Origin of the sequence: Blautia sp. RTP21359st1_E11_RTP21359_211015 (genome assembly GCF_040910705.1) — a bacterium.
Classification (GTDB): domain Bacteria; phylum Bacillota; class Clostridia; order Lachnospirales; family Lachnospiraceae; genus Blautia_A; species Blautia_A fusiformis.
Genome location: NZ_JBDGAB010000083.1, coordinates 1 through 13,588, shown reverse-complemented (window position 1 = coordinate 13,588; position 13,588 = coordinate 1). Strand labels below are relative to the sequence as shown.

Annotated in this window: 10 protein-coding genes and 1 pseudogene; all 11 read right to left on the bottom strand. The window is 47.0% G+C overall.

All coding sequences use genetic code 11. The features are described from left to right. A pseudogene (locus AB5026_RS17885) lies at window positions 1–254 on the bottom strand (1-acyl-sn-glycerol-3-phosphate acyltransferase); the annotation flags it as partial. 23 nt (window positions 255–277) lie between these two features. After that, window positions 278–907 carry a hypothetical protein gene (locus tag AB5026_RS17880; RefSeq protein WP_022426760.1) on the bottom strand — a complete coding sequence of 210 codons (630 nt, stop codon included), beginning with the start codon at window positions 905–907 and terminating at the stop codon, window positions 278–280. Between the two features lie 15 nt (window positions 908–922). Next, complete coding sequence (gene gyrA / locus AB5026_RS17875) at window positions 923–3,475, bottom strand: DNA gyrase subunit A (RefSeq protein ID WP_173723259.1); 2,553 nt, start codon at window positions 3,473–3,475, stop codon at window positions 923–925. A gap of 14 nt (window positions 3,476–3,489) precedes the next feature. Beyond that, complete coding sequence (gene gyrB / locus AB5026_RS17870) at window positions 3,490–5,415, bottom strand: DNA topoisomerase (ATP-hydrolyzing) subunit B (RefSeq protein WP_015526581.1); 1,926 nt, start codon at window positions 5,413–5,415, stop codon at window positions 3,490–3,492. 348 nt (window positions 5,416–5,763) lie between these two features. Beyond that, the gene (locus AB5026_RS17865) at window positions 5,764–6,741 is read right to left on the bottom strand and encodes a 3-isopropylmalate dehydrogenase (RefSeq protein ID WP_110104099.1); all 978 of its coding nucleotides are present in this window, start codon (window positions 6,739–6,741) and stop codon (window positions 5,764–5,766) included. Window positions 6,742–7,119: 378 nt separating this feature from the next. Further along, entirely contained in the window at window positions 7,120–7,983 is an 864-nt protein-coding gene (rsmI, locus tag AB5026_RS17860) for a 16S rRNA (cytidine(1402)-2'-O)-methyltransferase (protein ID WP_092072414.1), read from the bottom strand. A 646-nt stretch (window positions 7,984–8,629) separates the two neighbouring features. After that, on the bottom strand, window positions 8,630–9,370 hold the full coding sequence (locus tag AB5026_RS17855) for a tRNA1(Val) (adenine(37)-N6)-methyltransferase (RefSeq protein ID WP_288245759.1): 741 nt from the start codon (window positions 9,368–9,370) through the stop codon (window positions 8,630–8,632). After that, window positions 9,360–10,253: a stage 0 sporulation family protein gene (locus tag AB5026_RS17850; RefSeq protein WP_015526579.1), complete on the bottom strand. Its 894-nt coding sequence runs from the start codon at window positions 10,251–10,253 to the stop codon at window positions 9,360–9,362. The genes AB5026_RS17855 and AB5026_RS17850 overlap by 11 nt, the downstream gene beginning before the upstream one ends. 1 nt (window position 10,254) lies before the next feature. Next, entirely contained in the window at window positions 10,255–11,244 is a 990-nt protein-coding gene (holB, locus tag AB5026_RS17845; protein WP_368214074.1) for a DNA polymerase III subunit delta', read from the bottom strand. A 101-nt stretch (window positions 11,245–11,345) separates the two neighbouring features. Beyond that, window positions 11,346–11,933, bottom strand: coding sequence for a guanylate kinase (locus tag AB5026_RS17840; RefSeq protein ID WP_129975817.1), 588 nt, complete (start codon window positions 11,931–11,933; stop codon window positions 11,346–11,348). A gap of 76 nt (window positions 11,934–12,009) precedes the next feature. Beyond that, entirely contained in the window at window positions 12,010–13,449 is a 1,440-nt protein-coding gene (locus AB5026_RS17835; RefSeq protein WP_368214073.1) for an aminotransferase class I/II-fold pyridoxal phosphate-dependent enzyme, read from the bottom strand. Window positions 13,450–13,588 lie beyond the last annotated feature (139 nt).

The window sequence follows — 13,588 nt, the reverse complement described above, 5'->3', positions numbered from 1 at the left end:
ATCGCCAACACATCAAACAGTCCCTGGTGATTCGGAAAAAACATAAACCCCTTTTCTTTTGGGATATTTTCAGCTCCATGCACATCAATATGGATATTTCCGCCTTCAATGGCATGCTCATCTACCAGTCTCAGGAATGCGTATTTCTTCTCTTCCGGATAATCATCTGTATGTGCTGCATACCAGCAAAGCTTGATCCACCAGTAAGGAACAAAGACTATATTTCTGAGCACCATCAGCAAAATCCTCTTCATTCTTACATCCTCCCGCCTCTGCTTTATCCGTTCAGTTTCCCTGCGATCTTATCCTCGTATCCCGGATTCTTTTTCAGAAAAACCTCATAAGCTTTTGTATAATCTGTATAGGTTTTCGTAGTCATAAATTTCTGATAATCCTTGGCAGCCTGCTGGCTGATCTTATCTGAAATCTCAGAAGGCGCATACAGATAATACTTTTTGTCCTGGATCTTTACAAGATAGGTACTGATACATGGATATTCCTGCTCGTTCTCCAGAACAAGATTATAGCGGATATAAACATAAGAATAATTTTTGTTTTCAGAAATGGAGCCACAGCTGTCGATATTTACATCCTTTACTCCATGGGCCTGAAAATATTTTATCGTGGAGGAAATCTCTGTTTTCGCCTCATCCGATAACTTATCCGCACTGTAACAGCTCTGCATCTTTTTATTCTTGCCTGCTGCTGCCGCTTTGATGTAGCCTTCCACAACCCCCTCCGGAGTTCTGTGGCTGATCTTTCCGCAACCCCTGGCCGCCAGAACGATCACCAGCAGGATCAGAATGATCCCCGCCAGTGTCGCAATGTGGACAAAATTCAGTTTTTTATTAGAGTATTTCAGCTTCTTTACTGATTTTTTTCTGCGTTTTTTCTTTGTCGTCGTCATGACTTATCCTCGACCTTATTCCTCTTCACTGCCTGTGACAGCTTCCTCTGCAGAGCCTTCTTCGTTATCGCCGGTTTCTCCGTCAGCTTTTTCGGTAGTTGTATCTGCTTCCGGATCTTTATCTCTTACCTTGGCGATACTTGCAACGGTTACGCCTTCTGTAAGATTGATCATCTTCACACCGGAGGTGATCCTTCCAAGAACAGAGATATCTGCACACTGCAGACGGATAATGATACCCTCTGTAGTAATCATCATGATCTCGTTCTCTTCGTTGACAGCCTTGGCGCCGACAACATTTCCGGTCTTCTCGGTGATCTTGTAGCACTTCACACCCTTACCGCCACGGTTCTGGACAACGAACTCACTCATAGCTGTACGTTTGCCCATTCCGTTCTCGGAAACTACAAGCAGATAATCTCCCTGAGTGTTCAGCTGCATGGCAACAACTTCATCACCGTCAGTAAGATTCATACCTCTTACTCCCATGGACGCACGGCCTGTGCTGCGGACATCCGTTTCCTTAAAGCGGATACACTGTCCGTCCCTGGTCACAAGAATAATATCTTTGTTATTATCAGTAGCCTTAACCTCGATCAGCTCGTCATCATCACGGAGAACGATTGCTGTAAGACCTGTCTTACGGACATTCTCGTAATCCTTGATCGGAGTTTTCTTCACAAGGCCTTTCTTGGTGGCCATCATCAGATAATGACCCTCTTCATATTTACGAAGCGGGATCACAGCTGTGATCTTTTCTCCCGGTGCAAGCTGCAGAAGATTGATGATCGCAGTTCCTCTGGCTGTACGACCGGCCTCCGGGATCTCATATGCCTTCAGTCTGTATACACGTCCTGTATTAGTAAAGAACATGAGATAATGGTGCGTTGTCGTCATCAGAAGCTCTTCGATATAGTCATCCTCAATCGTCTGCATACCCTTGATTCCTCTGCCGCCACGGTTCTGGCTGCGGAAGTTGTCAACGGTCATACGCTTGATATAACCAAGCTTTGTCATTGCGATCACTGTATTTTCTCTCGGGATCAGATCCTCTGTAGAGATATCATATACATCGTATCCGATGGAAGTCTTTCTGTCATCGCCGTATTTCTCTGCAATGGCAAGGATCTCCTCACGGATCACTCGGAGAAGGAGCTTGCGGTCAGCAAGGATTGCCTGGAACTTGCGGATCTTCTCCATAAGCTCTGCATACTCAGCCTCCAACTTCTCTCTTTCCAGACCTGTCAGTGCACGGAGACGCATATCCACGATCGCCTGTGCCTGCACATCTGTCAGCTCAAAACGGTCGATCAGCTCCTGCTTGGCGATCTGTACGTTGCGGGAACCACGGATGATGCGGATCACTTCGTCAATATTATCAAGTGCCTTCAGAAGGCCCTCCAAAATATGGGCTCTCTCCTGTGCCTTATTAAGATCATACTGTGTTCTTCTGCGAACTACATTCTCCTGATGCTCCAGATAGTACTCCAGCATCTCTTTCAGGTTCAGAACCTTCGGTTCCATACTTCCATGATTTGGAACAAGAGAAAGCATGATCACACCAAAAGTATCCTGCAGCTGTGTATGCTTGTAAAGCAGATTCAGGATCACGTTGGCATTGGCATCCTTACGAAGATCAATACAGATTCGCATACCCTCACGGCTGGAATGGTCGTTCAGGTCTGTGATCCCGTCGATCTTTTTGTCACGGACAAGCTCTGCGATCTTCTCGATCAGACGTGCCTTGTTTACAAGGTACGGGAGCTCGGTAACCACGATACGGGATTTACCGTTTGGCAAAGTCTCGATATTCGTCACCGCACGGACACGGATCTTGCCACGTCCGGTACGGTAAGCTTCCTCGATCCCTCTCGTTCCGAGGATGGTCGCTCCTGTAGGGAAGTCCGGTCCCTTTACGATCTCAAGAAGCTCCTCCATAGCTGTTTCTCTGTCTTCTTCTACAATGTTGTCAATGATCTTAACAACTGCATTGATAGTTTCACGAAGGTTATGCGGCGGAATATTGGTTGCCATACCTACCGCAATACCTGTAGTACCGTTTACCAAAAGGTTCGGAAAACGTGCCGGAAGCACAACCGGCTCACGCTCTGTTTCATCAAAGTTCGGCTGAAAATCAACCGTATCCTTGTTGATGTCAGCAAGCATCTCCATGGATATCTTGCTGAGACGTGCCTCTGTATATCGCATGGCAGCCGCACCGTCACCATCCACGGAACCAAAGTTTCCATGTCCGTCAACCAGCGGATATCTTGTGGACCATTCCTGAGCCATATTGACCAGCGCACCATAGATGGAGCTGTCACCGTGCGGATGATATTTACCCATGGTATCACCGACAATACGCGCACATTTTCTGTGTGGCTTGTCAGGACCATTATTCAGCTCGATCATAGAGTACAGAACTCGGCGCTGTACCGGCTTCAGACCGTCTCTTACATCAGGCAAAGCTCGTGAGGCGATAACACTCATGGCATAGTCGATGTAAGATTCCTTCATCGTTTTTTCCAGATCCACTTCGTGGACTTTGTCAAAAATATTATCTTCCATTCTTCTTTATTCTCCTAGATATCAAGATTCTTAACGAATCTTGCATTTTCTTCGATAAATTCACGTCTTGGCTCTACCTTGTCTCCCATAAGAGTGGTAAATGTCAGATCGATCTCAGATGTGGCAGCTTCGTCCATGGTCACACGGAGAAGGATTCTCTTCTCAGGGTCCATAGTAGTCTCCCAGAGCTGCTCGGCATCCATCTCACCCAGACCTTTATAACGCTGGATCTTATTGTTTCCGTCACGTCCGATCTCGGTAAGGATATTGTTCAGCTCATCATCGTCATATGCATACCATACCTTTTTGTTCTTCTCCACTTTATAGAGAGGAGGCTGCGCCAGGTATACATATCCCTGCTTGATCAGCTCCGGCATGAAACGATACAGGAAGGTCAGAAGCAGTGTTGCGATATGTGCACCGTCAACATCGGCATCGGTCATAATGATGATCTTGTGATAACGAAGCTTGGAAATATCAAAATCCTCATGGATTCCGGTTCCGAAGGCAGTGATCATTGCCTTGATCTCTTTGTTTCCGTAAATCTTATCCAGACGTGCCTTCTCAACATTCAGGATCTTACCACGCAGCGGAAGGATTGCCTGTGTGGCACGGTTTCTCGCTGTCTTGGCAGAACCGCCCGCGGAATCTCCCTCTACGATATAGATCTCACAGTTCTCCGGATTCTTGTCAGAACAGTCTGCAAGCTTTCCCGGAAGCGACATGCTGTCCAGTGCGGATTTTCTTCTTGTAAGGTCACGTGCCTTTCTGGCTGCCTCTCTGGCTCTCTGTGCAAGAACAGATTTCTCAACGGTAGCCTTGGCAACTGCAGGATTCTGCTCCAGGAAAATCTCCAGCTGTTTACTTACAACACTGTCTACCGCACCTCTTGCCTCACTGTTTCCAAGCTTCTGCTTGGTCTGACCCTCAAACTGCGGATTCTCGATCTTAACACTGACGATTGCAGTCAGGCCCTCACGGATATCATCACCGCTTAAGTTCGGCTCACTGTCCTTGAGAAGCTTGTTCTTACGTGCATAATCATTAAATGTATTGGTGATCGCATTACGGAAACCGGTAATATGTGTACCGCCCTCCGGTGTATTGATATTGTTTACAAAGCCATATGTGTTCTCTGTATAGGAGTCATTATGCTGCAGCGCAACCTCTACAGACACGCCGTCCTTCTCACCCTCACAGTAAATGATCTCCGGGTAAAGAGCCTCCTTGCTTCTGTTCAGGTAGCTTACAAACTCACGGATACCACCCTCATAGTGGAATACCTTTTCACGCTCCTGACCCTCTCTCTTATCCTCCAGTACGATACGAAGGCCCTTAGTCAGGAAAGCCATCTCGCGAAGTCTCTGTTTCAGGATATCATAATCATAAACAGTCTCCTCGAAGATCTCCTTGTCCGGAAGGAAATAAACCTTCGTACCGGAAAGCCCCGGATCACAGTCACCTACCACCTTCAGCGGATACATAGTCTTGCCACGCTCATATCTCTGTTTGTATTCCTTACCCTCTCGGTAGATGGTAACCTCCAGCCATTCAGAAAGTGCATTTACAACAGATGCACCAACACCGTGAAGACCACCGGAAACCTTATATCCTCCACCGCCGAACTTACCGCCTGCGTGAAGAATGGTAAATACAACCTCAACTGCCGGAATACCAGCCTTATGATTGATACCAACCGGAATACCACGACCATTATCTGTAACTGTAATGGAATTATCCGGATTGATATCTACATGGATCTCTGTACAAAAACCAGCCAGTGCTTCATCGACTGCGTTATCCACGATCTCATATACGAGATGATGAAGTCCACGGCTGGAGGTACTTCCGATATACATTCCAGGCCTCTTACGTACGGCTTCCAGTCCTTCCAGGATCTGGATCTGATCCGCGCCGTATTCTGTATTCTCTGCGCCCATGTCATTCCTCCTGTTCTTGTCGTCCGGACGTGTTTGAAAATTCATTTCTGCAGAACCATAGCAGCTTCAGAAATCATTACATCAAATCCTGAACAAGATAAACTGATCTGTTAATTTCAGGAAATACTGTATTTTCATTTTGCAGAAAGCAATTCTCAAACCCGCTCCGGAAGTGTCATTTATACCTGTAAAATAAATATTTTTTACATACGAATACAGAGTTTATTATAGCACAAAAAAGCCTGTATTTCCACGCAAAATCATAGGAAATACAGGCAAAAAAGTATCTTATTAAATGCAATCCCAAAACATAGCACAATATGCTCTTAAAACATATGGAATATTCAGCTACTCCGGCAAAAGCCCAAATTCCTTTAACAATTTCTTCTGGTATTCCGGATCTGATGCCGATCTTATAATATCAGACGTCCTCCCCAGCTCAGCAAGGCAGAGGATCAAACTGTTAATACTATGTTCTCCCCGCTGCATTCCCTGCTGCATTCCCTGCTGCATTCCCTGTTGCATTCCCCGCTGCATTCCATCCTTTATTCCATCCTGCATTCCAATTCCATACCCTTCATCATAGCCAGCCTGTAAACTTTTTCTTATCTTTTCCTCGATCTGATCCTGTATGATCCGATTTAATGCTTCACACATACAATCCGCCTCCCTGAATTTTTCTTCATTAGCCCTTACGATCATCTGCATAACTGATTCGTACAAAGGATTTTTCTGCTTTTCTCTGTATTCATTGAGAAGTCGTTTCATATCTTCCTTATCTTTTATTCTATCAGTCAGACTTCTCAGCCACAGATTTTTCTTCTTTGACAACTGCTCTGTTACAATGACCTGGATTGGGATCTTAGATCCTGTTACGTAATAAATTCCTTCTTCCATCTTTTTTACCCGGCATTTCCAAAACTCCCTCAAATGACGGAGCATCTTCCGGGGATATGCCCTACTTACCAAAGAGATTGTAATCTCCTCAATTGGGATTTCATCCTCAGTTACCGTATCTGCTTTATAAAAAAAGGCATATCCACACACCTTATAAAAATCATTGATGCTTATATAATCCGTCGGACTCTTATATTCAATGATATTATATTTTCGGAAGATCCTTCCTATGTTTTTATTAATGGGGATATCTGATTTCTTTTTGATCACAAGCGCATCGATCTCCATTGGTTTCGTCCCAAGCTGATGCTCATTCTCAAAAATCAGATTCTCCCTTTCTGCCTCCAGTTCTATCTGGATATCAGCAAAAAATGCAGGATGCCACTGCCGCAGGTTAGAGCTGTTTGTTCTGTTATTGTTTACGATCATACACGACTCCTCTGTTTTGATCTCAAGGAGCCTCATCTGAAAACTCCTGCTGAAAAATGGAAAAAAGCATGAATTTTCTGAGATGACAGGCAATCTGCCTGATATATGAAATGTAATAGAAAAATAAGATTATTTTTAGAAAATATGCTTTTACAGCATTTCCATAGAATCCCGGAACTGCTTTTTATTTTTGATAAGATCAGCTTACCACAATATGGTCTATACTGCAAGCAAATCATTTCGACAAAATCCGCACAGTACTTTTTATTACCACAAAAAAAAGCCACATACGTTCCCAAAAATCCTTGGTCACAGTATGCAGCTTATTCAATCATCCACGATCACGTTACCTACGATCCGTACCACAATTACACCTGATCATTCAGCAGAATCTTCTCCATCCAGAAGCGCCTTATAAATATCCCGCTTGGAAACACCACGATCCTTGGCAGCAAGCTTCATGGCATCCTTCCTGGAATTCCCCTGCTGCTCATACATCGCCACATGCTCCGCAATGGAAATCTCCTCCCAGGAAGCACGCTTCTCCGCCTCCATCTCACTGCGGCTCCTGCCCTCGATCACAAGAACACACTCACCCAGCGGCTTCTCATCTTTATAAAAATCCATCAGATCATCGATCGTAGTCCGGAATGCCGTCTCATGCTTCTTGGTCAGCTCTCTGCAAAGAGTCATCCGGCGGTTGCCAAGCGCCTCTCTGAGCTCACCAAGAGTCCGTACAAGCCTGTGAGGTGCCTCATACAGAATAATAGTCCTGGTTTCACAGGAAAGCTCCTCCAGGATCGTTTTTCGTTCTTTCTTATCCGCCGGAAGAAAAGCCTCGAAAGCAAAACGCCTGGTATGCAGGCCTGACAAAGTCAGAGCAGTGATACAGGCAGCAGGACCCGGAAGTGAAGTCACTTCAATTCCGGCTTCATAACACATGGCGGCAAGCTCCTCCCCGGGGTCTGAGATACCCGGAGTACCTGCATCTGTGATCAACGCAATGTTTGTACCCGCCAGCAGCTTTTCCACGAGGACATGGCCCTTATCGATCTTATTGTATTCGTGGTAGCTGGTCATGGGGGTTTTTATATCAAAATGATTCAGAAGTTTTATGCTGTTGCGGGTATCCTCCGCAGCGATTAAGTCCACTTCCCGAAGGGTTCTTAGTACTCGAAGGGTGATGTCTTCGAGGTTTCCTATGGGGGTGGCGCATAAGTATAGTTTTCCGTTTTGTTTCATATTTGCCTCTTTTCTCGCTTGACCGCGGGGAGTTGTTTTCCACTTGGCCGTGGGGGAGTTGTTTTGCTTAACCGCGGGGGGATATTCCGCTTAACCGCGGGGGATATTCCGCTTGACCGCGGGGGTTTGTTTAAGTTTGGGAACTTTGAAAACCGCAAAGGGGCCGCAAAGCCGCGCCCCCTCTGCACACCCCTTGGGCTTTTTTTAAGTAGTGCAAGGGATTCGTTGTTCTTATTTGTTGACTTGTGTCTGTATGCTTCGGTATTCAGCGCACTACGCTGTGCCGATGTTGTTTTATTTCTTCACTTTCTCTGTGATTCACTTCCGGCAAGATGCCTGTATTCTTCGGTACTCAGCGCGCCACGCTGTGCCGATGTTGTTTTATTTCTTCACTTTCTCTGTGGTTCACTTTCGGCAAGATGTCTGTATTCTTCGATACTCAGCGCACTATGCGTTGCGATCTCTCGCTTTGAATCTCAGCCTGCCTCCCCTCGCCGTCCCTTCACCAACCGAAGTACCACAGCCACCACTACCTCCCAGCCATCCAGCGCAGCGCCGATGGCCCAAAACCTCCCGAGTAGCCTCCCAATCTCTCACAACCAAACAACCAACCAGGCAGCCACCCTAAGCCACAATATCACAACATTCACACCATCCGATACAACTCCAAAACATCCTCCGTATAAACCCCAGGCCGCTCATAAACCACCAGCGGCCGCTCAACCCGGATCCTGGAATTCCCGCCCTTACAAGCCTCGATCAACACCATATTCGGCTCCTTATCAATAAAAGGATACACCAGCTGCATCCTCTTAGGCTCCAGCTTATACTTCGTCAAAGTCACCATCAGCTCCACAAGCCGAAACGGCCTGTGCACCAGAAAAAACCGCCCCCGGTCCTTCAGGACCCGGGCAGCCTGACAAGCCACATCATCAAACGAACACAAAATCTCATGCCTCGCGATCGCCTTCGGAAGATGCGGATTCGTCAACCCATGCTGCCCGATCATATACGGCGGATTACACGTCACCACATCAAAAGAAGCCGCCCCAAAAATCCCGGCAGCCTCCCTGATATCACCCTCAACGATCCGAACCCTGTCCTCAAGACCATTATACCTCACACTACGGTCAGCCATCTCCGCACACTCATGCTGGATCTCCAGCCCCGTGAAATGCTCCCCATCCGTACGATCAGAAAGCAAGATCGGAATGATCCCCGTACCGGTCCCCATATCCAGCGCAACCTCACCCCTCTTCACCCGGGCAAAACCAGACAACAGAACCGCATCCATCCCAAAGCAAAACTTCTTCGGATCCTGGATCACAAACAACCCATTCTGAAGATCATCCACACGCTCACCGCAATAAACCAGATCACTTCTCATTCGGCTTCGAATCTCCCTTTTTAACCTCTTTCTCCTCGTGGTCAGCAGAACCACCCTTACCCTTTTTTCTCTTAGGACGGAACCTCAGATCACGGACCGGAAACTCCTGGATCTCCTTCTCGTCATTCACCTCAACCACGATCTTAACCATCTGCCTGAGAACATTCACACTCTGGACCGTACCCGAAACACCCTGCGGCGTCGTTACCATATCACCGATACCCGGAAGATTCCGGTTCAGCTCCTCATAAGTCTCCTGCTCATTCTTCAGACAGCACATCAGACGACCACAGACACCAGAAATCTTCGTCTGGTTCAGAGAAAGATTCTGCTCCTTCGCCATCTTGATGGAAACCGGCGCAAACTCCGAAAGATACGTATGACAGCAAAGCGTCCTTCCACAGATACCAATACCTCCAAGGATCTTCGTCTCATCACGGACACCGATCTGACGAAGCTCGATCCTGGTCTTAAACACAGACGCCAGATCCTTAACCAGCTGCCGGAAATCAATACGGCCATCCGCTGTAAAATAAAACAGCACCTTGTTATTATCAAAGGTATACTCCGCATCGATCAGCTTCATATCAAGCTCATGCTCACGGATCTTCTTCTTACAGATCTTAAAAGCCTCTTTCTCCTTCTGGCGGTTCTCAGCCTCATGATCCTCGTCCTCCTTCGTTGCAACACGGAGAACCTCCTTCAGCGGATGGACCACCTCGTCCTCCTTCACACTGCGCGGCTCCAGGACAACACGGCCATACTCCACACCACGGGCAGTCTCCACGATCACATGATCGCCGACCTTTACCTTATAATTCTTAGGATTAAAATAATAAATCTTACCAACGTTACGAAATCTGACTCCAACTACCTTTTCCATTCTATTTCTCCCTAATTGTCAGGAACAGGAGCTCCAGGGCAAGTTCGAGATTAACATTTGCACGGAGACGCACCTTCGTCTTCTCCAGTGCCTCAAGGATTTTTTCGATATTCTCATAAGAACGCTCGCTGGCCTGCTCTCTGATAAAATTAATCTCCTGTTTAAAAACCAGGTTGTCAATTTCCCTTGTTGCCTTAAACATCAGAACATCGCGGAACCAGAACTGGAAAATATCCAGATAATCATTGATATTATTCTTATCAGCAGTCAAAGTCTTGATTGCCTCTGTCAGCTCATAAACCTCCATGGAATTGGCATATTTCAAAATCTTCAGGGCATTGGCAGTCATATCTGCAAACTCCTGAGAAGTCGCAGCCTCCTTCGCCTTGCCGATACTGCCCTGCGCATAAGACGCATCGATCTCAGCCTGATAATCCGGCACCTGAAGATGCTCCATCAGATATTCCTTCACAAGACTGTCATCCACCACCTTCAGATCCAGACGCACACATCTGGAACGGATCGTAGGAAGAAGACTGTCGATATTGCTTGTCAGCAGCATGATCACCGCATATTCCGGCGGTTCCTCGATAGTTTTCAAAATGGCATTCTGCGCCTGCACCGTCATCATCTCCGCATCCGGAATGATATAGATCTTATACGGACTGCAGTACGGCTTGATATCCACATCACGCACAACCTGGTCACGCACCTCGTCAATGCTGATGCTTCCAGGCTTCTCATGAATTACTGTAATGATATCCGGATGATTCTTGCCGATCACCTTCTTACAGGAATCACAAGTCATACACGGTTCAGACTCTCCCGATTCACACTGCAGCGCTGCCGCAAAAGTCCCCGCAAGAAGCTTCTTGCCGGAACCGGCTTCCCCTGTAAAAATATAAGAGTGGGATACCTTCCCTGTCTCTATCGCATTCTTCAAATGCCTGATTATATCGTCATGGCCGATGATGTCATGAAATCCTGCCATAAGAATCACCTCTTTCTGCCTTTTGTGCCCTCCGTTATACCCGGCGGACATCTTTCAACTAATTATAACATAATCTTCTGTATAAAAAAAACTATTTTTCCTTATTGTACAGATTTTATATAATTTACGATCTCCTTCACACATTCATCCAGATTATGATTCTCAAAACGCTTCCATATACCTGCTTTAAGAATATTTTCCTCGGAAAAATCATTCTGGTCTGCAAGAAAACGCCTGCACATCTCCTCGTACTTCGGCACCTCCTGGGTCTTCTCCCTGGCAAGCGCACGCTCCAGACGCTCTCCGTCTTCCACCTCTATATAAATAGGCCACATCACTTCATTGCCGTAATACTCCCGGAGCCTCACAAAAGACTCCAGTGTACCGATCCCCAGATAGCTGTCATTACCCACAGACACCTGCCCGTCATCCGCAGTAAAATATGTCCACGGCCCGTAAACCGTCTGATAAGTACGCGCCTCGATCAGCTTCCCGTTTCTTCGGAACTCCTTCAGTTTATTCTCATCTGCAAAAAAATATTCTCTTCCGTTCTCCTCTCCATCCCGAATCGGACGGGTAGTATAGATCACAAGCCGCTTAAGCCCCAGCTCCTGATCCTTCTCCAGCTGTCTGTAAATACTGTCCTTACCGGAAGAGCTTTTTCCCATAATGTAAAAAATCTTTCCCATATGTCTCCTCTGCTGCATATGCGTTACTATACACGCTCTGATCCGTAATACACAGATCCGTCTGCTGCCACGCACCTCACATCTCATTTCTCACAACACACACCGTCTCACTGGTCTGGTCGCTCAGGCCCTGGACCTCAAAGCCCTGTTCCAGGTATCTTCTCACATTTTTTACGAAATGTCCAGAAATCTGTTCCCCCGGAACGATCAGCGGGATCCCCGGCGGATAAAGATACGCAAACTCCCCGGACGTCCGTCCGATACACTCATCCAGCGGACACCGCTCACTCTCCGCATCCATAGCCTGGGAGATCCGCATGACCTGCTTCATTTTTCCGTTTTTCAAAGGCTCCTTCTCCACAGCCTCTTCTCTGTATTTTAACGATTCACGGCGGTCGATCTCTTCAATAGCATCACAAAGCCTCTCAAAGCCCTCCGCCGTATCACCCACAGCCGCCAGCGCCAGCACATAATTCTCCGCCTCCATCTCCATTTCCAGATGAAACTCCCTCCGGAGGATCTGATGCAGCTCCCGGCCGTTCAGCGAACTGTCCACAGTAGAAAGCAATATCTTGGATCTGTCAAAATCAAAAACTCTCTGGCACTCACAGGCCTGCGGCGTTACCAGCCGGATATACTTACACTCGGAAAGACGCCTGCGTGCTTTTTCCAGATTCTCCGTAAACACACGGAACATCTCATCCCCCTCACGCTCCAGCTTATCCATGCACGCATCAATGCTGCTCATAAGAATATAAGAAGGACTACTGCTCTGATAGATTCCCAGAAAACGCTTCAGTTTTTCCCGGCTTACACGATCACTGCACAGGTGGATCACCCCCGTCTGGGTCAGACAGGGCAGCGTCTTATGCACACTGTTGATCACCACATCCGCACCAAGCTGCGCCGCAGACACCGGAAAATAATCCGAAAACCGAAAATGCGCCCCGTGAGCCTCATCCACGATCAGCGGCACACCATAGTGATGCGCGATCTCCGCGATCCTAGCCACATCCGACACGATCCCGTCATAAGTCGGCGAAGTGATCAGCACCGCCTGGATCTCCGGATTTTCCGCCAGATACATTTCCACACGGCCGGGTGAAATTCCTCCGTTTATCCCCAATTTCGGATCTTCATGTGGATAAATATACGTGGCACTCAGCTCCCGCAGATAAATCGCATGGTAAACCGCCTTATGGCAGTTCCTTGCCACCAGGATCTGTCCCCCCTTATCCACAGCCGCAGACACCGCCGCCAGGATCGCCCCGGAGCTTCCATTAATACTGTAAAAACTCTCCGGCACACCATAAAGCCGTGCGACATCCTCCTGCGCCCTTTTCAAAATATCCTCAGCATGATGCAGGTTATCAAACCCGTCAATCTCCGTAATATCCCTCTCCACCGGAAAATCCCCATCCACAGCCAGCGGATTCCTCTTATGCCCCGGCATATGAAACGGATAAAAATCACTCTTACCGTACGCTTCCAGTTTCTTGTATAATCTGTCTTCCATAGTTCGTCCTTTCAAAAAATCCACCTCTGTTACTTTCCCCATATCAATATCATAGTTAGTTTCATTATACCTGAAACGAATTTTTCTGTCACTGACGATTATCCATATTTCAGATTTTTGCATCTAAGTCGGATGTATA

What these genes read in the sequence shown, in the direction of transcription:
- AB5026_RS17855 (WP_288245759.1), bottom strand. Translation starts at nt 9,370, where the DNA reads ATGAGAAGTGATCTGGTTTATTGCGGTGAGCGTGTGGATGATCTTCAG.
- gyrA (WP_173723259.1), bottom strand. Translation starts at nt 3,475, where the DNA reads ATGGAAGATAATATTTTTGACAAAGTCCACGAAGTGGATCTGGAAAAA.
- rsmI (WP_092072414.1), bottom strand. Translation starts at nt 7,983, where the DNA reads ATGAAACAAAACGGAAAACTATACTTATGCGCCACCCCCATAGGAAAC.
- AB5026_RS17865 (WP_110104099.1), bottom strand. Translation starts at nt 6,741, where the DNA reads ATGATCGTAAACAATAACAGAACAAACAGCTCTAACCTGCGGCAGTGG.
- AB5026_RS17840 (WP_129975817.1), bottom strand. Translation starts at nt 11,933, where the DNA reads ATGGGAAAGATTTTTTACATTATGGGAAAAAGCTCTTCCGGTAAGGAC.
- gyrB (WP_015526581.1), bottom strand. Translation starts at nt 5,415, where the DNA reads ATGGGCGCAGAGAATACAGAATACGGCGCGGATCAGATCCAGATCCTG.
- AB5026_RS17850 (WP_015526579.1), bottom strand. Translation starts at nt 10,253, where the DNA reads ATGGAAAAGGTAGTTGGAGTCAGATTTCGTAACGTTGGTAAGATTTAT.
- holB (WP_368214074.1), bottom strand. Translation starts at nt 11,244, where the DNA reads ATGGCAGGATTTCATGACATCATCGGCCATGACGATATAATCAGGCAT.
- AB5026_RS17880 (WP_022426760.1), bottom strand. Translation starts at nt 907, where the DNA reads ATGACGACGACAAAGAAAAAACGCAGAAAAAAATCAGTAAAGAAGCTG.
- AB5026_RS17835 (WP_368214073.1), bottom strand. Translation starts at nt 13,449, where the DNA reads ATGGAAGACAGATTATACAAGAAACTGGAAGCGTACGGTAAGAGTGAT.